Genomic DNA, 20,150 nt, shown 5'->3' with positions numbered 1-20,150 from the left:
TATCTTACTGGCGGGCGCTAGGTTCGGGTGCCTTAGGTTCGTCAAATAAGGACATTGCACGGCAGGGCAGATTGGTGGGCCGATCGATATCGGATGAGCTTTGCGCAACCAGATTGGCAATGTGCCCCATCTCCTGGATGGACTCTTGCATCACCGCCATGCCGTCATTGGTGATTTGTCCCGCTTTCTGCGCGGTGCTCTGGGCCTGTTTTGCGTTGTCGGCAATATGGGTGATGCTCACGGAAAGCTGCTCTACCGTGGCGGCCATGGACGAGGCTTTCTCGCTTTGCAGGGCGGCGCTGCTCATTGAGCAATAGGAGATGGGTCCTGATCTTCCAGCTTTGCATATTCCATTATTCCTAATCACCTGGATCGGGTTTCTGATCGAAAGGGCAGAGCCAGGTGTTGCACACCCAATGAAGGCATAACGACACCGTGCTCTGTGTGATCCAAGGTAAAGGAACGGCGACCCCGCCTTGCCTGATTACGCCGGCTGTCACTTATGCGATAGAAACTTCGTCTGCCCGATTACGAAGATCTCCTCGAAACGACGCTTAGGGTGTGGTGATTCTTGGGCGTAGCACCACACCCATGAGATCGCCGCCCGACCTATGCGCTCTGACAAGTCAAACCTGAAAGCACAGATCTGAGTCGCTCCATCGTTGTTGAGGAGCAAGTTTGCATGGGCTCACGAAGCTCGTTGCTGATCAGGCCGTTGATACTCAGAGCTGCTTTGATGACAGCCGGGTTGGGCTCAGCGAACGCCATCTTTATCCAAGGCAGGAGGCGGTAAAATGTAATCCGGGCGCATATGACATCGCCTCTGTCCATCTCCTGCATCATCTGGACATACAGATTTGGACGAATGTGTGCCGAGGCTGAAATGGCGCCGGCTCCGCCCAGGGCGAGGTTTGTGAAGATCTGGATGTCCTCGCCGGTCAGAATCTCTGCATTGCCGTCCTCGATCAGGGCCATGGTGGTTTCGACATCACCACCGCAGTCCTTGACCGCTGCGATTTTGGGGTGACGCACAATCCTTCTCAGCGTCTCTCGTTCGATCCTCACGCCTGTTCGGTAGGGGATGTCGTAAAGGACTACCGGGACAGATGAGGCATCAGCGACTGTTTGGAAGAATGACTCGATGCCTTGTTGCGAAGGCCGAATGTAGTAGGGCGCTGGAACCAGAACGCCGGCGATGTCACGGCTCTGGATCTTTTGTTGGAATGCCAGGGCTTCCTGCAGGTTGTTGGCCGACAGCCCCATGATCACCTGGTCAGGTCGAGCGATCTGCAGAACTGCATCCAGTACCTCGAGCTGTTCATCCTTGTTCATCGCTGCGGCTTCGCCAGTGGTGCCGCATACGGCCAGCCCCCTTACGCCTTCAGAAAGGAGCGCTTTCACCAAACCTTCGAGCGCGTCGAAGTCGACGTGTCCCGAATGAAAGGGCGTGGCCAGTGCAACCCAGATACCGCGAAAATTAGACATGCATTACTCCTCAGGCAGACCGATTAGTCGACGTCAGAGGAGGGGATGGGAATCAAGCGGGGAGGAGGCCTGGCGCTATCTGTCCTGTCAGCTCATCTGACGGGACAGCGCCCCGGTCAAATGAGCGGCTGTTTCTTGGATTTCTTGGCAACGGACACGCATGCGCACGCCTGGGCGCGGAGGCCCTTGGCAGAGTGCATGTGGTCAGTGGTGAGAATCATGGTTGATCCGTTGCGAAGAGGTACTGCTCGATAGTGCACAGGGTGCGGTGCCTTGGTCAACTATGCGGCAGAAAAATGATCACGCAGTTCGGTTGGGCGCCATGCTCAACGGCGCGACAATCCACAAGGGGATAAGCGGTGGACATGTTCAACCTCCTTGAGCACAGGCATCCAGCGCTTGGGTAATGTCGGCCAGCAGGTCCGCGATGTCTTCAAGGCCCACCGACAAACGCACCAACCCCTCGGAAATCCCGTGGTGCGCACGCTCTTCAGGCGTGTAGGTGGAATGGGTCATGCTGGCTGGATGCTGGGCCAGGGACTCGGCGTCTCCCAGGCTGACCGCGCGGGCGAACAACTCCAGTGCGTTCATGAAACGCCGGCCGGTGGTCAGGCCGCCCTTGAGTTCGAAGGCGATCATGCCCCCGGGCAACTTCATTTGCCTCGACGCCAGGTCGTACTGAGCAAAGGAGGGCAGGCCGGGGTAAGTGACCCATTCGACGGCCGGGTGCGCGTGTAAATATTCGGCGATCACCTGGGCGTTGCTACAATGGCGCTCCATGCGCAGTGACAGGGTCTTGAGCCCGCGCATCAGCAGAAAAGCGTCCTGAGGCGACATTACCGCACCGGTCAGGTCCTTGAGGCCTTGCAGGCGAATGCGGTCCGCCAGTGGATGACTGGTAACCACGATGCCGGCCGTGATATCGCCATGGCCACTGAGGTACTTGGTGGCCGAATGCACCACTACATCCGCACCCATTTCCAAGGGGCGTTGCAGATATGGAGTGCAGTAGGTGTTATCGACCACCAAGGTGAGATTCCGATGATGGTGGGCAATCTTAGCCACTGCGCAGATATCGACCAACTGCATGTTCGGATTGGCCGGGGATTCGAAATAGATCATGCGCGTCGAAGGACTGATGGCATCACGCAGTTCGGCCAGGTTGGACATGTCAACATGGCGCACCTTGACGCCAAACTCGCCGATACCGTGGTGCAGCAGGGCGAAGGTGCAACCGTACAACGTACGGTTGAGAATGATCTCGTCACCGGGGCGCAGCAGGGTCCAAAAGGTCGCGGCAATGGCTCCCATGCCGGAACTGAAGGCCACCGCCGCCTCGCCGTTTTCCAAAGCCGCCATGCGTGACTCCAACAGAGCCAATGTGGGGTTGGAGATCCGCGTGTAAAAATGCCCGGATTCTTCGCCGGCGAAACAACCGGCGCCGTACTCGGCGGTAGGGAAGGCGAACGTGGAGGTCAGGTAGATCGGCGGGATCAGTGCGCCGTTGTTGTCCAGCGGCTTATAGCCGTGATGGATGGCGCGGGTGGAAAAGCCCAGTTCATTGTTTTTATTGTTCATGTTGGACGCTCCTGTATTTCCTACAATGCTATGCTCAATTTCAACAAGAAAAATTCCAAATTGACCCAGAAATAACCCATAAATTGGAATGAAGGCTCCGGAAAACACAATTTGGAGGCAAGACATGCCCAGCGAGCTGGATCGTACCGACAAGGCCTTACTCGCGGCCCTGCAAGGCAACGCCCGGCTGACTATCGCCGAACTGGCCGAACATGTGGCGCTGACCACTTCGCCGTGTTGGCGACGGGTGAAAATTCTTGAAGAGAACGCAGTGATTACCGGCTACCAGGCGATTCTTTCGCCCAAGGCACTCGGCTACGGCGTCACCGCATTTGTTAGCGTGATGATGGAGTCCCACAGTCAGGAAATGGCTCGATCCTTCGAACAGCGCCTATTGGAAATCCCGGAGATCGTCGCCTGTCACAACGTTTCCGGACGCTACGATTTTCTACTGGAAGTGGTGGCCAAAGACCTGGAGTCTTTCGGCGAGTTTGCGCGAGAGGTGCTGCAAACCTTGCCGGCGGTCAAAGAGATTTATTCAAGTTTTTCGTTCAAATCGGTCAAGCCCTCGCGAGTGATCCCGGTGCTGGGCTGAGCGCGGTATTACCTTTTGATGTTTGTCCGGGCAGGCGCGTTATTTGAAGTGAAAGGCCAGGTCGCAATATGGCTTCGTTAGCGAAGCTGATCACTTCAAGCACAGATGAGCTTGTCCACCTGTGCGCTGCGCAGTTGAGGAGGGCCCTCAGTTGAATACGTCGATGGTTCCAATTGCGATAGCCGCCACGAACATGACCAGGCACGTACCCGCGCCTTAGCTTCGGTCATCAGCGCCCATTATCAGACTGAGGAGCTTTTTAGCAGGTCAACTCCCAGCGCGAGAACGTTCGTTCAGCTACTGCCCTTGTGCTGATGAGGTTGCCAGATTTGCAAGGGCCCACTCCTCAGCGGTCGTGACTTGAATCGACTGCTGCGCGTTGAAAGTGCCTGCTTTAGGCCAAGCCACGCCTCTGCCCTGGGCGAACACAGCGCGGTACTTCTTGATGTGATGCGTTGGATCTTTCTCCAATTCTTGGAGCAAGTACGGAACAGTCCACACGTTACGTTTGAACGGGCGGCCCAGTACACGTTCGAGGAGGCTCGCAACCTCTCCATATGTCACTGTGTCTCCCGAGAGATACACAATCTGATCGCGGAAGCGAGGTTCAAAGAAAACAATTTCCGCTGTCAACGCACCAATGTCGTCTGGAGTCGTGAGCGTCACGCCGGTCTCAAGACTGCCTAGCGCGTTCACGGTATCGTTTTCGAAGTCAACCACCTCGAATACTGGTTCGAACAGAAAGCTGGTGAACATACCCGTCGAGATGATTACCCATTCAGTTTTATCCTGGGCACGAAGCAATTCGCGAACATCAAGCTGAGCATCGAACAGATCCTGAGGACTGCCCCGACCGATTACCTCGAAGTCGACACCAAACTGCCACGGGAAGTAACGCTTCACACCGGACCTCAGAGCAGCGGTAGCCAGCTTCATTGGGGTTTCCCGGCCTGCAACCATCCCTGCACAGCCTATTACGGTATCGAAACGTGCGAATACTTCAGCCAGCTGATCGATTGAGTCATTCACGAGGTCTGCGGCCACCATCTGGATGCCGAGGCCTCGAAGCTCATCGATTTCGACCTTTTTCTCGGGCACTTGAGTGTTGATGGTCGAATCCCTAAGCAGGACGCTGACTGTGGAGCCGGGCGCGCGCTTTGCTACTCGCGCAAGATTGCGCAGAACCGGCAGCCCAAGCTCACCGGCGCCTAGAACGAGAATGGATTGGGGGGAAAACTGGGTCACTTCGGTCATGATTTCTCCTGAGACCTGTTGCCTGTAAGATGAACAAATGCTTGCACGATTAGGCAACGTTCGTAAGAAGGCACACCTGTGATACCAGAGAAAGAAGTGACCGATCAGGAGGCTCTCAGCCAGGCAGAAACAATTTGCCGGACGCTTAGAGAAGACGATGATGGCGTCAGACGAGAAGTGCTTGCTCATGCAGGCAGCCGCTGGTCGTTAGGTATTCTGCATGCCCTGGGGGTGTACGGCACGATGCGCCATGCCGAAATAAAAAGGCAGATGGCAGGGGTGACTCAGCGGATGTTAACCAAGACGCTACGTTCCATGGAGCGGGATGGCCTAGTGGTTCGGCGGGAGTTCGGTGAGATTCCGCCACGTGTCGAGTATGAGCTGACGACGCTGGGTATGGGACTGTTGATCCGCATGTCACCTATCTGGACTTGGGTTGTCGAGAACGTTGAGGATTTCCGCAAGGCGCGGCGTATTTTCGACAGTCAGGATGACAAAAAACCCGCATGGCAAATACCTGCATCGACACCATTAGATTCAGATGCGTCTGACTGAAGGTAGCTCACAGTGTGTTCTGACACTTTATTTAACATAATATACATTATGCGTAACAAGATATTACCAAATGCCTGCTGCCATGAGCGACGATCAAACCACGTACACATCAAGTGCGCTTTCCCCATTTGAAAATGCGCCCCTCACGAATCACTTGCTAAACGCACAGCGCTAACCGACGAGCGTTGTGCGCCTGGGCTCATTACCAATCCGGCCGGTTCTTATCCTGACCGGTTGAAGCTGCGCAAAGGACCAGATGCCGATCGGCATGCCTTCGCAGGCGCGCATCAGATGAAAGTATCAGCGCAGACCAAACCCATCTTCTTCAGCACCTCGACGAGCTGCTCATGATCATGCAGGCTCGAGACGCTCCGCAGTCTGTTAATCACACGCTGGGCAGTTTCGGCTTGACCTTGGCTGGTGGTCGCTCATCCGGCGGATAGCCAATGCATCGCCCAAATACCGGTAGATCTGCGGCGGCATCCCGAGCTCTTTGGCGACACCTTCAATGTCTTTGTGGATAGAGATTAGCTAGCTTCGCCGCTTGATTTTCAGTTGCTGAAGCCAACCTCACCCACCCTTCCCCATTTTTAAACGATCTCGCCGACACTGGTCACTACCAGCCATTGACTCGTGGCCAATGCCCAATCTCGCCGTTCTCCTTGAGTGCCTCATAGGCTTGATATTGAGCACCAGTCGCACAGGCATGGTTCGGCAGGATACGAAGGCGCGTACCGATGGGATAAAGTTGCTCGACATCTACAACCATACTCTCCTCAAAGGACGCCACTCCGTGCTCCTGGTTAGCCGAGCGCAGTAACAGGCCATCAATCAGCGATCCATTCTCATCGCATACCAGCCCGTAACCGTAATCATATTGTTGGGCCTGAGTGCCCCGATCACGGCTCATGGCCATCCAGCCGGAGTCGGTGATGATCCAGCCCTTCTCCGGTTGATGCCCTATTACGGTGGTCAGCACGCTCAAGGCCAGATTGTCCAGCGTGCATACACCCACGTTATGCATGACCAAATCGAAGAAGACATAAACCCCTGCGCGGAGCTCCGTGACGCCTTCCAACTGAACGGCTGACAGCGCCGTAGGCGTAGAGCCAACGCTGACCTCTGGGCAAGGCAGGCCTGCGTAGCGAATGGCCTCAGCAGCTTTCACGCATTCAGAGCGCTCGAGCTCCGCAATTTCCTGCAGGGCGTCCAGGGTATTCAGTTTGTAGCTTTCTCCAGCATGGGTCATGACGCCTTTGAGAACAGCGCCGCCCTGATGCAAGATCGAAGCGATTTCAATCAAGATAGGATCATTGCTGCGGACGCCAGAGCGGTGATGATCGCTGTCGATTTCAATGAATACTTCAAAGCCGTGCTCATTGGCTCGGCCGAACTCAACGATGGCCTTAGCGCCAGCAACGCTGTCAGTGACGATAATCAAAGCACAGCCCGCCCGGCGCAACTCAAGCGCCTGAGGCAGTTTGGTTGGCGCCATAGCGACCGCATACAGTATGTCGGTTACCCCCTGGGCGAAAAAAGCCTGCGCTTCCTTGAGCGTGGATACGGTGATTCCCTTCGCTCCTGCGCGAATTTGCTCCTCCACGACTTGCATGCATTTTGTGGTTTTCACATGGGGCCGCAGTCGAACTCCGAGACTATCGGCCTGACGCTGCATACGACCAATGTTGCTTTTCATTTTAGCGACGTCGACAACGGCTACCGGTGTATCCAAGGCATCTATACGAGTAGTCACGGGGAAAACCTCTATCTGTTTGTCATTGCAACTGTACTGAGAAGATTATATTTTTGGTTGACGGTTACTTAATCCAAAGTTAAGAATTTCTTAATGCTCACCTCCGCCGACCTAGAGCTTGTCACCACGATTTCCGCCTCTGGCTCCCTAAGCGAGGCGGCCAGACGGTTGCGTGTCACCACCGCTGCTCTTTCCATGAGGTTGCGAAAGCTTGAGAGCGAGCTGGGACTAAAGCTCGCGAGCCGCGACTCCAGGCGCCTGGTATTAACCGAAGATGGGGAGCGATTGGCTGAAGAAGGCAAGCGTCTACTGCAGTCCTTGGAGGAACTCTCGGAATCGATGATCGCAGATGATCAACAACTCCAAGGTGTGCTACGTCTTGCGGCGCCGTTCGGATTCGGCCGCTTACGTCTGGCTCCAATGCTGGCTCGATTTGCAAAGCTCCATCCCAAACTGAAGATCGAGCTTGATCTGAAGGAAACGCCGTGGCCTGATCGCGATAATAGTGATGCCGTCATTCATATCGGTCCGATTTCCGATAGTTCCTGGACGGCCTTGGCGTTGGCAACCAACGAACGCTGGTTGTGCGCCACCCCGTCATACCTGCAGAAGCACGGGACGCCTGGGACGCCGGATGAGTTGACTTCCCATCGCTGTATTTGCATTCGCGAAAACAATGAGCATGCAACGTTTTGGAGTCTGCACAAAAACTCGCAGACAGCGTCGGTTCGAATTATCCCAGCGATGACCACAAATGACGGCGGAGTTGCGCGCAGGTGGGCAGAGAGCGACCTGGGGCTGGTATTGCGATCCCAGTGGGACGTTGCGGAGTCGGTTGCAAATGGAACATTAGTGCGCGTACTGCCTGACTGGCGGTTCGATGCCGCCCCTATCCTGCTCCTTATCCCAACGCGAAAAAATCGATCCCGAAAGGTTCATATGCTGAGCACCTTCCTGAGCGCCTCTTTCAAGTCATCAATCCCGGAATCGGTTTAAATCGGCGTCAGACAGAGCTCGATTGACACTGCGTTCATAGGCTGGATACTTTCGAACCATGAAAAAAACTACCCCCGAACAAGAAGCTCTCATTAGTCAAATGGAGCAGATAGCCGAAGGTCTCAGCCAGACCTTCAGTCCTTTTTGCGAGGTCGTTCTGCACGATCTGCGCGATCCGGATCATGCGATTTTGGCCATACACAACAATCTCTCTGGGCGAGATGTGGGTGACCCGGCTACCGAGTTAGGGCTGGCCAGGATTGCTGATCCGGCATACCCGCAGATCATTGCCAACTACCCAAACCAGTTCAAAGATGGCCGACAGGTAAAAAGTACTTCGATTGGCATCAAGGATGCGTCCGGTAAATACGTCGCGGCGCTGTGCATGAATATCGACCTCTCATTGTTCCGTGGCCTCCAGGGGATGCTGGATCAATTTGGCAGCTTCAGCGTCGATCGCCAGCAAGAAACATTGGAGAGCAACGGCGCCGATACTATCCGGGCCAGGATCGACCAGTTCGCCGCGCGCCTTGCCACAACTCCGCGGGCTCTGAAGGCTGCCGACCGGAGGATCTTGTTGCGGGAGCTGAAAGAGGCAGGGCTGCTTGAGATCAGGAAGGCAATGGAAACGGTAGCCTCTCATCTGGGGGTATCCAGAGCCACTGTCTACACCGACACCAGATGATAGGCGCTAGTTAGTCACCTGGCCCGGACAGCCTAGGCTCTGAGCAATTGTCGAGCGGCCTCAACCAGCTGTCGACACGCGAGCAACGGCTTCAATCTCAACCAGGTAGCCATGGTGCAGCTCAGGCACCGGTACAACGGCGCGTGCGGGGCGGTGATTACCCATTGTTTCGGCGTAGATCTTGTCAAACGCTGGCCAATGCTTCACACCCGCTACATAGACTGTGACCTTCACCAGATCAGAGGTGGTGCACCCCGCCGCGTCCAGAATGGCCAGCACATTGTTCAAGGCCAGCTGAGTCTGCTCAGCAAAGGAAGTTTGAATATTGTGGGTTCCATCAGGGCTGACTGGAAGCTGTCCCGAGATGTAAAGCGAGCCTTGATGAATTACACCTTGGGAGTAGTGTCCTGCCGGGGTCGAAGCTGCGGTAGTGCCGATAATCTTCATGGGAAACCTTTTACGGTGAGCCGGGCCTCGGCATTGCCGAGGCGTCGGTTTGGGTGGGGCCTTGTACGGGATCAATGTCCGTTCAAGAATGCTTCCTGAACCTTTTCCGGATTGGTAATGCCATTCGCAATGAGCAACTGCGTGAGGATTCGAGCCTTTTGCGGGTTGAGATCCATCGAGGCAATAAAGCCGCTCTTGGAGTCGTCTACTTCAACATTGCGGTTGACGTACCCCTTGCCGACGCGGGTCGATCGAACCACCACGATCCCTTGAGCGGCAGCCTTCTCCAGTGCAGACAGTGCCGCCTTGGAGGTATTGCCGTCGCCCATGCCTGCCAGAACGATGCCCTTTGCCTTGTCGGCAATAGCATGTTCGATTTGGAGTGCATCCATGTTGCTATGGCTATAGATGATTTCCACGCGAGGCAGCGGTGCTGCTTCAGGTAGGGAAAGGGTTTGAGCCGGCAGTGGTGGCTTAACAAATCGCACCTGCCCGAGATCCACGTAGCCTTGAGAGCCGATGTTGGGGGACTGCATGGTCTGTACGCTGGTGCTGTGAGACTTCGTTACCCCGCGGGCACTGTCGATCTGATCGTTCATGACGACCATCACGCCGCGGGCTTTGGACTGCTTGTCAGTGGCGACCTGGACTGCCTGGTAGATGTTGGCGGGGCCATCAGCACCCAAGGCGGTCGCTGGACGCATGGAACCCACCAGCACTACCGGCTTGTCGGTTTTCAGTACCAGGCTCAGAAAGAAAGCAGTCTCCTCCATCGTGTCAGTACCATGAGTGATGACCACCGAATCAGCCTCGTTCTTATCGAAGGCTTGCTGGACACGGTGGGCCAGCTTGAACCAGATCTCATCGCTCATATCCTGCGACCCGATAGAAGCAATCTGCTCCGCCGAGATCGATGCCAGGTCGCCCAGGCCGGCTACGGATGAAACCAACTGCTGCGCCCCGATGGCGCCAGCATTGTAAGCACCGCTTCCGCGATTGTCGGCCGAACCCGCAATCGTGCCACCAGTGGCCAGAAGCAGAACGTGGGAAAGTGCGGATTGCTGAGTAGTGGCGCTCATAGGTTTCTCTTGGGCACTGACTGGGACTCCAACAACGACGCCCGCCAAAAGCGTCGCGACAACTGCAACGCAGAGCTTTTTAGGGAGCGATTGGCGAAGATTGGAGCACGGGAAATGGATAGCCATGATGTGCATCTCTTGTTTTTATTAAGTGGTGGTGGCGTCAAGCCGTTTGCTGCGACCCTTCCGGGCGACTGATAGAAGACTCTTCAATCTCGTTACCGTGTCGGCCAATTACCGCAGTCGCGACGCCGCAGCCAAAAACGTTGGTGGCTGTGCGGCCCATGTCCAGGATCGGGTCGACGGCCAGAATCAGCAGCAGTCCTGCTTCAGGCAGGCCGATCATTGGCAGACCTGCCGCCAAGACAACGAGGGAGCCACGAGCAACACCTGCAGTGCCCTTGCTGATCACCAGCAGCGTCAGCAACACCATGACTTGGTGGGCAAACGTCATCTCGATGTTGTAGGCCTGAGCAATGAACATCACGATGAACGCTTGATACATCATCGAACCATCGAGGTTGAACGAGTAACCAAGAGGTAGGACGAAACTGTTTATGCGCTTGTTCGACCCGAATTTGTCGAGTGCTGCAATCGCCTTCGGGTAAGCGGCTTCGCTGCTCGCCGTAGAGAAAGCAATCAGGATTGGCTCGCGCAAGTGGGACAACAGCGGCTTGATACGCTGGCCCAAAGCCAGATACCCCGCCAGCGTGATCAGGAACCAGAGCAGCCCCAGGCCCAGGAAATACTGTGCGACCATTTTTCCGAAGGTCACCACCATCTCCAAGCCATGCAAAGTGATCGTAGAGGCGATTGCCGCAAACACTGCGAAAGGCGCCACGTACATGATGTAGTCAGTCACCTTGAACATGACGTTAGCCAGCTCATCCAGTACCTCAAGGATCAGCGACTTGCCGTTACCTTTCACGAATGACAGCGCGCAGCCGAAGAACAGGGAGAACACAACGATCTGCAGAACCTCGTTGCTTCCCATTGCTTCGATGATGCTGCGAGGGAACACGTGGGAAAGGAACGTCGGCAGATTGAAACCGCTCGTGTTCAACTCGGTGTTCACCGCTGCATTGGCATCTACGGTTAGGTTCAGCCCCGCGCCTGGCTGGAAGAAATTCGCAAACATCAGCCCGATCGACAGGGAGATGAGAGAGGCAACCATGAACCAGGAAATGGCTTTGAAACCTACGCGTCCAATCGACCCGCTGCCCGACATACTGGCGACACCGGTGACCAGCGTGGCGAGAACAAGCGGTGCGATGACCATCTTGATCAGACGAAGAAAGACATCCGTTACCAAGTTAAGGTAGTTGGAGATTTCTTTTGCACTGGATGCGTCCAATTGGTTATGGAGCGTGCCACCCAGTGCTACACCGAGCACCATAGCGATCACTATCGCTTTGACAAGAAAGCGGCTTTTCATATGCACCTCTTATTATTGGAAGCCATGTCAACATGGCTATTCTTGTTTAGGTAGAAACACGTGATCTTTGGATTTTCGACAAGGCTTCGCCATCAGGCGCAAACTGCGCCTGATGAACTTATCTATCAGGGCTGAATTTATTTAGGCTTGCAGCAAACGACCAAACTTATCGATGTCAATGTTCCCGCCTGTAATAATCACCCCTACCCGCTTACCTTTCAGTTCGTTCTTGAATTTACGAACAGCAGCCAATCCCAAGCAGCCTGTAGGCTCGACTACTGTTTTCATTCGCTGAGCAAAGAACTTCATGGCGTCGATGAGTTCTTCATCAGTCACTGTCTCGATTCGGTTAACACCATTCAGAATGATCGGGAAGGTGTAGTGACCCAGATGCTGGGTCTGGGCGCCGTCAGCGATGGTATCCGGGGTATCGATATGAACGATCTCACCGGCGTTGAACGATCGCTGGCCGTCATTCCCCGCTACTGGTTCAACACCGATGAGCGTACAGCCAGGTGAAAGCGCATGTGTGGACAATGTTGTCCCGGAAAGCATTCCGCCGCCGCCAAGGCCAACGAAAAGCACATCAAGCCTACCAACGCTCTCGAACAATTCTTTGGCAGCGGTACCCTGGCCTGACAAGACATCCGGATGATCGTATGACGGGATCAGGGTCATGCCATGCCGCTCGGCAAGCGACCGGCCAATGGCTTCGCGGTCTTCCGTGTAGCGGTCGTAGAAGACGACCTCTGTTCCATAACCCTGGGTAGCGGCAACTTTGGCAGACGGTGCATCAGTTGGCATCACGATAGTGGCCGGGATGCTCAGAATCGAAGCTGCCAACGCGATACCTTGAGCGTGGTTCCCGGAAGAGAACGCTACAACGCCAGACTTTCGCTGCTCTTCGCTGAACTTGCTCAGGGCGTTGTAAGCTCCCCTGAACTTGAAGGAGCCGGTTCGTTGGTAGTTTTCGCATTTGAAGAAAACATCAGCCCCGACCTCCGCATTGAGGGTACGGGACGTCAGAACCGGCGTCACATTCGCGACGCCTTGGAGTCGCTGCGAAGCGTCGACCACATCGCTGTAGGTGGGCAGGATGATTTGCATGGTGTGAGTCCTCATGTAGTTACCATGGTCAATGGAACGCTTCGCGCACGGCACCCTGGATCTGCTCGGATCGCATGATGGCGTTGACGCTGTCACTGTTCGGCAATTTCAATGGTTCGAGCCTGGACATGTTAATGGGCCTGGAAACAGCAGCGGTTTTAGACACATTATCCAGTTCTGGATATTTTGTAAAGATCGGCACGTTTGATCGAGACGAAAACTGTGAGCGCCTGCCGCACCCTGAGACTCAACCCACACGCGAACGCCTTGGAACTCGCTGAAAAGCACTTACAATCGTTTCCCCTTTATTCGGATCATCATCATGCAGCGTCTCTTACCCCTGGCTTTATTCCTCCTGACCAGCCAGGCCATGGCGTACCCGGCCCTCAAGGACACCGAGCTCTACACCCAAAATGCCAGCGACTGCCAGGATGTCGATCTCAACACCTGGCAGCATCCAGCGCGGACCGTGCTGGAGAAGAACGGCATCAAGCTGGAGCGGGTTCAGCTGTGTAATGGTGGGCGCTATCCGATCTTTCAGGGTGACGTCCCGTATGACCCTCAGGGTCAGACCAAGGATTTCTTTCTTCCCTTGTATGAGCAACTGCGCAAGGCCAACGGCAAGTGGCCCTACGTACTGGTCGCCAGCAATTATGGCGAGATGGTGTATGTGAGCTATCCAAGGAGCGATTCGATCTCGCTGGCTTACGAAAACTTTGAGGCGCCCTAGGTTTTCGTTCGGATACAGCTGGTTATCCGGTGGCGAGATTGCCAGGCATGGGCGGTTAATGCTCCATAGCATTTAACCGCTCGCTACTGGAGATTCGCCAACATAATGGCGCTAATTTCGCTCCAATCATCAATTTTTGAAAAAGTGACGTTTTCCCGACGGAAGGCATCAATCCGCCATTGCTGGAGCTTCAAAGGAAGGCTCATCATCCGCTTGTCGTGGCTACTCGCTTAAGCCTTCCCAGGCTTAATGCAAGACACATCAATTGCATTGCTTCTATGGGAGCAACATCAGGATGATGACCGTATACGTTATGGTTATGACCCTCTGCAGGGGCGACGAAGGCTGCGTGGATGTGCGAAAAACCGAGCCGACTTATCTCACTAAAGAGCTGTGTATGGCGAAAGCCAGGGACATAACGCCCCGTAAAGGCGTGAAGTTCAAATGTCGCAGCGAGCGGTCGTGGGGACCGAGCAAGATACCCGGTGCGGATACCTTGGACAGCGTTGTCTCGACCGACGCCAAGCGACAGCCTTGAAACCCGGCTCAACCGCTCGGCATATCCAAGTCGAGCAACGCCGCCCCCAACGCCTTCCCATGGGCATCGAGTGCCAATGAACGGGTGACACCACCGCGCAAGACACCGGGCAAGACGAAGTTGAGCGCGCACACCCGAGGAAGTTCATAGCGCCGTATCGCCGGTCCATGGGAAGGCAGCAGTTCAGCAAAATGTTCGGCCACCCGCGCCACCGTCAGCCATTCGCACAAACGTGGGTAGTCTTCGGCGTTGAACGCGATCACGGAGATATTGGACGTATCGCCTTTATCCCCCGTACGGGAATGGGCCAGGTCACGCAGTTTAAGACGAGTCATTGCACGTCCTCCGAATAAATCTGCACGTTGACAGCGTCCCGTGGCAGTAACAGCGAAGCCACCGCCACCACTTGGCGCACCGATTTGCTCGCACCGCCGCCGCCGTAGGGGCCGTTGGTGTAGAGGGTTTCCACTTCGTTGCCGACCCTTACGGCCTCGGCGCGATCAGTGCAACGGGCCGCCACCCGCAGGCGTACTTCCCAAGGTTCGCCGTCCAGTCGCGAGCCCAGCTCAGTGCCGTGCAAGGCATCGACGCCGATCAACTCGGCGCGGACTTCCTCATAGGCCACGCCTGTCAGTTTCAAACGTTCCAGCACGATTTCCCGCGCCAGTCTGCCTCGCGCCAAGGCACCCGGTCCGCCATAGGACATCTGGCCTTCGCCGATCCAGCCGTCGAGATAACCCACCGACACTTTCAGCGATGATGGCCGCTCCCGGCCGTCGGCGCCCTGGGCCTGCACCTGATCAGGTCCCTGGAGCGTAAACGACACCTCGGAAAAGTCCGCACTGACGTCAGGCGTGAGGTAGGCGGCGGGGTCGTGCACTTCATAAATCATCTGTTCGGTGCAGGTCGCGGTATCGATGCGCCCGCCTGAGCCTGGGACTTTGCTGATTACCGCACGGCCTGTCGCCTCCACTTCGGCGAGGGGAAATCCCAGGCGCGCCAGATCCGGCACATCCTTGAACCCCGGATCGGCAAAGTAGCCGCCGCTGATCTGGCCTGCGCATTCGAGCAAGTGGCCGACCAAGGTGCCGCGTCCTAATCGTGTCCAATCGTCCGCGGCCCAACCGAACTCGAACATCTGCGGCGCGAGGAACAGCGATGGATCCGCCACTCGACCGGTGATGACCACGTCAGCATCAACTCGCAAGGCCGCGATGATGCCCTCCACACCCAGGTATGCGTTGGCCGAAATCAGGCGGTCGCCCAATGAGGCCAGGGTCATGCCGTTGTCCAGTGTTTGCGTCGGATCGCCGAGCAGTGTCGCCAGCACGTCATCTCCCGTTACGGCGACCACTTTGAGGCCTGACAAACCAAGCTGCCCGGCAATGCGTCGCACTTCCCGCGCTGCGCCCAATGGGTTGGCCGCGCCCATATTGGTGATGACGCGCAAGCGGCGCCGCCGGCCATCGGCTCCGCTGCCGACAAAGGGCAGAACTCGACGCATGCGCTCGCTCAACAACGGATCGAAACCTGCTTGCGAATCGATCAATCGTGCTTGCTGCGCCAAGGCAATGGTGCGTTCGGCCAGGCATTCGAATACCAGATAATCCAATTCGCCGTGCTCGGCCAGTTCAATCGCCGGTTCAATGCGATCCCCGGAGTAACCGGCACCGGAGCCGATGCGTAAGGTTTTCATTCAGAAGACTCCAATGAGCAGCGCTGTCAGCGTCATCAGCACCGAGGCGGCGAACAGGAAAGGAATGGTGAACCGTTGATGATCGGCCAATTCGATTTTGCACAGCCCCACCAACAAGAAGGTCGCCGGGGTCAGTGGGCTGACCGGGAACCCGGTGGTATGAACACCCAACAGTGACGCCTGGGCCACTTGCAGCGGATCGACACCCAGGGCACGGCCGACTTCGGCCACCACCGGCATCACACCAAAATAGAAGGAGTCGGGATCGAACAGCAGGCTCAATGGCATGGAGATGAACCCCACGACCATCGGAATCAACTTGCCGTGTCCGGCGGGAATCTGTGCGACCGCCACCTCGGCCATGGCCTTGAGCATACCGCTGCCCTGCATGATGCCGGTGAAGACCCCGGCGGCCAGGAGAATGCTGGCCATCGTCAGGGCGGTTTTCGCATGGGCGTCGATGCGTGCCCGTTGGGCGTCGACGTTGGGGTAGTTGATGCACAACGCCAGCACCGTGCCGAGCATGAACATCACCACCGGATCGACCACTCCGGCAATCATCACGCCCATCACCACTACGGTCAGTATCAGGTTGGGCCAGAACAGCCGTGGCTTGCGCAAGGCAACTTCGTCATCGGACAGTACCCGTTGCGGTATCACCTCCACCCCTGCCCCGGCACCCAACCCCAGGCGTTTTTCTTCGCGACGACCAAGGAGCCAGGCGCAAGCAAAGACGAACGCCAGACCGACGATCTGCACTGGAATCAGCGGCTGGAACAAGTCGGCCACCGGTACGTGCAAGGCCGCCGATGAACGCAGGACCGGGCCGGTCCATGGCAGGAAGTTGACCCCGGCCGCCATCGCCGTGACACAAGCAAGGATGCGTTTATCCATGCCCAGGCGCGTATACAAAGGCAGCATGGCCGGAATGGTCACCAGGAAGGTCACGGCGCCGGAACCGTCCAGGTGCACCAGCAGTGCCAGCAGCGCAGTGCCCACGACGATGCGCGTCGGACGGGTGCCGACGCGTTTCAAGATGCGGTCAATGATCGGGTCAAGCATGCCGGCGTCAGTCATGACGCCAAAGAACAGGATCGCGAACACGAACATCCCGACCACCGGGGCGACGTTCTTGATACCCGTGATAATGAATGCGCTGGTTTGCAGGCCAAAACCACCGATCAGGGCAGCGATGATCGGCAACGCGATCAGCGCAACCAGGGGCGACAGGCGTTTACTCATCACGCAGATGAGCAGACAGAGAATGGTGACGACACCGAGTATGGCGAGCATAGGTAGGTCCTGTTCGGCATTTCTATCCGCGGTGGCGATGAAATGCGCTGTTGTTGTTTTCACCGAGTATTGGAATTGCCGGTATTCTTTGTAAATTGAAATGTTCGGCAGCCTGCATTCGGAAAAACAGAATGAAGAACTCGATCCAGCACATCCGCGCCTTCCTGGCCGTGGCGCAAACCGGCAGCTTTGCCAAGGCTGCCGCGATGCTGAACCTCTCGCCTTCGGCCCTGACCGTGCAGATTCAACAATTAGAAGATTGGCTTGGCGTCGCGTTGCTCGAACGCAGCCCGCGTCACGTGGCCCTGACCAGCGCCGGACAGAACAACCTGTTGCCCATGGAGAAACTGTTGCTGGACCTGGACAACATCGTCAGCGCTTCCCGGGACCTGGCGGCGCTGCGCCGGGGTGTCGTCACCATCGCCGCCCTGCCCTCGCTGTGCGCCGGTGCGCTACCGCCGCTGTTGAAACAGTTTCGTGAACAGTTTCCCGGGATAGAGGTGCGCTTGCGTGACGTGGTGGCGCGCCGGATCGACACGCTGGTGCGCGACGGCGAGGTGGACTTCGGCCTTGGTGTGCGGGCACGAACGAGCCATGGGTTGGAGTTTCAACCGGTATTGGAGGATCGGCTCTGCCTGTTCATTCCAGCCGACCACCGTTTGACCCGTCGACGCAAGGTCAAGCTAAGCGAGCTGACGACACAACCGATCATTCTCACTGGGCGCGACAGCAGCGTTCGTGAGTTGGTGGAGCAGCTGTTCGCCGACGCCAACCTCCCATTGTCGCCGGGCCTCGAAGCCAATTACATGTCGACGGTCCTGGCGTTGGTGCGCCAGGGCCTGGGCGCAAGTCTGCTGCCGGAGTCGGCGGATGAAGGTCGCGAGGGACTGGTCAAAGTCCCCGTAGACCATCCCGGCGTTACCCGTCAGATCGGTTTGATCACCCGCCAGGGCCAGACGATGGCGCCGGCAGCCGAGCACTTCATTACGATGTCCAAAGGTTTTTTTGAGGCAATGAGGGGCGCCTGAGTCCTGGCTTCAAGTCCGGAACTGGGCAACGGCCTCCCGCAGCTCGTGCTCCAGCCCGGCCAGATCCCCGCAGGCCAGGACCACTTGCTGATTCACCCCGACACAATGTTCGGCCTCATTGCGTACCTGCATGACGTTGCGGCTGACCTCCTCGGCCACGATGCTCTGTTGCTCGGCGCTGGCCGCGTTCTGCTGGTTCATCTGCTCGATCAGCGACACCGCTCCGGTAATGCCACCCAAGGCGGTGCTCACCTGCTCGGCCAACGACACGGTATCGACCATCAGACGTGCGCAGCCCTGGATCTGGCCGACGCTGTGTTGCGACAGATGCTGCAGTCCCACAAGCAACGTTTCGATCTCGCTGGTCGAGTCCTGGGTTCGTCGTGCCAGGGCGCGTACCTCATCGGCGACCACGGCAAATCCACGGCCCTGCTCCCCCGCCCGAGCGGCTTCGATGGCCGCATTGAGTGCCAACAGGTTGGTCTGTTGGGCTATTGAGGCAATCACATCGGCGACCGTGCCGATGGTTTCGACCTGGCGCTGCAACGACTCGATGGCCTGCTCGGAAAGTGCCATCTCCGCTGCCAGGCGATGGATCTGCTGGCTGGCCAACTGCACGATCTGCTCACCATTGCGTGCCTGGTGGTCGGCCTCGCCGGCGGCCTGGGAGGCCTGTTCGGCATTGCAGGCCACTTGTGCAACCGTGGCCGTCATCTGTTGCATGGCCGTGGCGGCGTGTTCGGTTTCGATCCTCTGGCGTTGAGCCGCCCCGCTGCTCTGTGCACTGGATGTACTCAGGGTCCGGGTCGTTTGCCCAAGTCCTGCGACACTCAGTCCGATACGCGCCACCAACTGGCGCAGGTTGGCGGTCATCTCTCCCACTGCGGTCATCAACTGGCCCAACTCGTCTCGACGCACGGCCATGCCTTCGACCGCATTGCTCAAATCGCCCTGGGCAACGCGCCGGGCCACCCGCAGTGCTTCACGCAGAGGCACGACGATCAGATGACGAATAACCAACGATGCCAACAACGCCAGGACGACAATCACCAGGGCCCCCACTGCTTGCAGGCGCATCATCGAAAGGCCCCGTTGGCCCATCTGCATTTGTCGATCGGTGGCGGCTCGTTCGACCTGGGTCAGCACGGTCTGGGCCTGGGCGTCCATCTGCCCGGCCGTTTGCCTGCTCTGCGCCCGACTGTCGCGGTAACGCTGGAATGCCTTGCGATATTCGACCAGCGCCGCCCGAGCCGCCGCCAGGGACGCTTCGGAGTTCTCATCCACCCGGCCCTGAAGCAGCTCCAGCGCGTCACTCATTTCCTCCACTGACTCGGTCCAGCTTTGAAGCGTCTGCGCTGCACCCTCCTCCACGTAGAGAAATTCTCGGTTGCGAGTGACCAGCAGTTTGCGCTGCAACGCCGACGCCTGTTCCGCGAGGCTCAGCGGATCGCCTTCCAGGGCCTGGCCGCTGTTCAATACACCGCGTACCTGGTCATACATATCCAGTTCGACGGCCTCGAACTGCAGGCGGGCTTGTTCCGCCTGCTCCTGCATATGGCGCAACGCATCCGCCGCCAGACGCTGGTGATCGATGAAGTGTGTGAACTGGTCCTCATAGCCATCCACTGATCGCTGCATGGCGGTCAGTAACGGCACGTCCTCGTTCGATGCGCCGGTCTTCACCTTCTGGAGCTGAGCGCCCAGCGCCTGGATCAGATCCCGAACCTGACGCATGGCGAGGGGGGCGGGATCCAGTGCATAGGTTTTCTCGGCACTGCGCAGTTGCAAGGTCAGGCGATTGATCTCCACCATGGCGTCGACCTGCCGGCCATGCTCCAGCAGACTGGCGGTGGCATACAAGCCCTGGGCGATGGCTGCCACCGCGAGCAAGGACAC

19 protein-coding genes and 1 pseudogene are annotated in these 20,150 nt (G+C 57.1%); 6 read left to right on the top strand and 14 right to left on the bottom strand.

Annotated features, from left to right (window positions below):
* Window positions 1-4: 4 nt before the first annotated feature.
* From CGA22_RS18645 to CGA22_RS18635, 3 genes are all read right to left on the bottom strand, one after another.
* Window positions 5-268: a hypothetical protein gene (locus CGA22_RS18645; protein WP_223194824.1), complete on the bottom strand. Its 264-nt coding sequence runs from the start codon at window positions 266-268 to the stop codon at window positions 5-7.
* A 341-nt stretch (window positions 269-609) separates the two neighbouring features.
* A complete protein-coding gene (dapA, locus tag CGA22_RS18640; protein WP_041022792.1) occupies window positions 610-1,485 on the bottom strand; it encodes a 4-hydroxy-tetrahydrodipicolinate synthase in 876 nt (291 codons plus the stop codon).
* 369 nt (window positions 1,486-1,854) lie between these two features.
* Complete coding sequence (locus tag CGA22_RS18635) at window positions 1,855-3,063, bottom strand: methionine gamma-lyase (RefSeq protein WP_041022791.1); 1,209 nt, start codon at window positions 3,061-3,063, stop codon at window positions 1,855-1,857.
* A gap of 124 nt (window positions 3,064-3,187) precedes the next feature.
* Here CGA22_RS18635 and CGA22_RS18630 point away from each other — a divergent pair, with 124 nt between their 5' ends.
* Entirely contained in the window at window positions 3,188-3,658 is a 471-nt protein-coding gene (locus tag CGA22_RS18630; protein ID WP_041022790.1) for an Lrp/AsnC family transcriptional regulator, read from the top strand.
* A gap of 297 nt (window positions 3,659-3,955) precedes the next feature.
* On the opposite strand, the gene CGA22_RS18625 is transcribed toward CGA22_RS18630, so the two are convergent.
* Window positions 3,956-4,912: an aromatic alcohol reductase gene (locus CGA22_RS18625; RefSeq protein ID WP_041022789.1), complete on the bottom strand. Its 957-nt coding sequence runs from the start codon at window positions 4,910-4,912 to the stop codon at window positions 3,956-3,958.
* Window positions 4,913-5,008: 96 nt separating this feature from the next.
* Between CGA22_RS18625 and CGA22_RS18620 the strand changes: the two genes are divergently transcribed.
* On the top strand, window positions 5,009-5,467 hold the full coding sequence (locus tag CGA22_RS18620; protein WP_041022829.1) for a winged helix-turn-helix transcriptional regulator: 459 nt from the start codon (window positions 5,009-5,011) through the stop codon (window positions 5,465-5,467).
* A gap of 616 nt (window positions 5,468-6,083) precedes the next feature.
* Here CGA22_RS18620 and CGA22_RS18615 read toward each other — a convergent pair.
* Window positions 6,084-7,199 (bottom strand): alanine racemase, encoded by a 1,116-nt coding sequence (locus tag CGA22_RS18615; RefSeq protein ID WP_041022828.1) that lies wholly within the window; start codon window positions 7,197-7,199, stop codon window positions 6,084-6,086.
* A 114-nt stretch (window positions 7,200-7,313) separates the two neighbouring features.
* Between CGA22_RS18615 and CGA22_RS18610 the strand changes: the two genes are divergently transcribed.
* Window positions 7,314-8,216 carry a LysR substrate-binding domain-containing protein gene (locus CGA22_RS18610; RefSeq protein WP_041022788.1) on the top strand — a complete coding sequence of 301 codons (903 nt, stop codon included), beginning with the start codon at window positions 7,314-7,316 and terminating at the stop codon, window positions 8,214-8,216.
* Window positions 8,217-8,274: 58 nt separating this feature from the next.
* Window positions 8,275-8,901, top strand: coding sequence for a transcriptional regulator (locus tag CGA22_RS18605; protein WP_041022787.1), 627 nt, complete (start codon window positions 8,275-8,277; stop codon window positions 8,899-8,901).
* Between the two features lie 60 nt (window positions 8,902-8,961).
* Here the strand turns inward: CGA22_RS18605 and CGA22_RS18600 are convergent, their stop codons facing one another.
* The 4 genes from CGA22_RS18600 to CGA22_RS18585 form a co-directional block, all read right to left on the bottom strand.
* A complete protein-coding gene (locus tag CGA22_RS18600) occupies window positions 8,962-9,348 on the bottom strand; it encodes a RidA family protein (RefSeq protein WP_041022786.1) in 387 nt (128 codons plus the stop codon).
* Window positions 9,349-9,419: 71 nt separating this feature from the next.
* Entirely contained in the window at window positions 9,420-10,427 is a 1,008-nt protein-coding gene (locus CGA22_RS18595; protein WP_156996915.1) for an asparaginase, read from the bottom strand.
* 163 nt (window positions 10,428-10,590) lie between these two features.
* Window positions 10,591-11,862 carry a dicarboxylate/amino acid:cation symporter gene (locus CGA22_RS18590; RefSeq protein ID WP_041022784.1) on the bottom strand — a complete coding sequence of 424 codons (1,272 nt, stop codon included), beginning with the start codon at window positions 11,860-11,862 and terminating at the stop codon, window positions 10,591-10,593.
* A gap of 141 nt (window positions 11,863-12,003) precedes the next feature.
* Entirely contained in the window at window positions 12,004-12,969 is a 966-nt protein-coding gene (locus CGA22_RS18585) for a threo-3-hydroxy-L-aspartate ammonia-lyase (RefSeq protein ID WP_041022783.1), read from the bottom strand.
* A 322-nt stretch (window positions 12,970-13,291) separates the two neighbouring features.
* Between CGA22_RS18585 and CGA22_RS18580 the strand changes: the two genes are divergently transcribed.
* Window positions 13,292-13,699 (top strand): hypothetical protein, encoded by a 408-nt coding sequence (locus CGA22_RS18580; protein ID WP_041022782.1) that lies wholly within the window; start codon window positions 13,292-13,294, stop codon window positions 13,697-13,699.
* A 546-nt stretch (window positions 13,700-14,245) separates the two neighbouring features.
* Here CGA22_RS18580 and CGA22_RS18575 read toward each other — a convergent pair.
* The 3 genes from CGA22_RS18575 to CGA22_RS18565 are packed head-to-tail and all read right to left on the bottom strand — an operon-like array spanning window position 14,246 to window position 17,226.
* Window positions 14,246-14,572 (bottom strand): hypothetical protein, encoded by a 327-nt coding sequence (locus tag CGA22_RS18575; protein WP_041022780.1) that lies wholly within the window; start codon window positions 14,570-14,572, stop codon window positions 14,246-14,248.
* Entirely contained in the window at window positions 14,569-15,933 is a 1,365-nt protein-coding gene (locus tag CGA22_RS18570) for an acyclic terpene utilization AtuA family protein (protein ID WP_041022779.1), read from the bottom strand. The genes CGA22_RS18575 and CGA22_RS18570 overlap by 4 nt, the downstream gene beginning before the upstream one ends.
* Window positions 15,934-17,226, bottom strand: coding sequence for a CitMHS family transporter (locus CGA22_RS18565; protein WP_041022778.1), 1,293 nt, complete (start codon window positions 17,224-17,226; stop codon window positions 15,934-15,936).
* 131 nt (window positions 17,227-17,357) lie between these two features.
* Here CGA22_RS18565 and CGA22_RS18560 point away from each other — a divergent pair, with 131 nt between their 5' ends.
* Window positions 17,358-18,254 (top strand): LysR family transcriptional regulator, encoded by an 897-nt coding sequence (locus CGA22_RS18560; RefSeq protein ID WP_041022777.1) that lies wholly within the window; start codon window positions 17,358-17,360, stop codon window positions 18,252-18,254.
* Between the two features lie 9 nt (window positions 18,255-18,263).
* On the opposite strand, the gene CGA22_RS27560 is transcribed toward CGA22_RS18560, so the two are convergent.
* Together CGA22_RS27560 and CGA22_RS27555 are read right to left on the bottom strand one after the other, a co-directional pair.
* Window positions 18,264-19,127 carry a methyl-accepting chemotaxis protein gene (locus tag CGA22_RS27560; protein ID WP_370444515.1) on the bottom strand — a complete coding sequence of 288 codons (864 nt, stop codon included), beginning with the start codon at window positions 19,125-19,127 and terminating at the stop codon, window positions 18,264-18,266.
* Window positions 19,119-20,066: pseudogene (locus CGA22_RS27555) on the bottom strand (methyl-accepting chemotaxis protein); the annotation flags it as partial. The gene CGA22_RS27560 and the pseudogene CGA22_RS27555, both read right to left, overlap by 9 nt.
* Window positions 20,067-20,150: the final 84 nt, after the last annotated feature.

The organism is Pseudomonas sp. PSB18, assembly GCF_014596565.1.
Classification (GTDB): Bacteria; Pseudomonadota; Gammaproteobacteria; order Pseudomonadales; family Pseudomonadaceae; genus Aquipseudomonas.
Note: the sequence above shows the minus strand (reverse complement) of the source record. Positions and strands in the feature narration are given on the sequence as shown.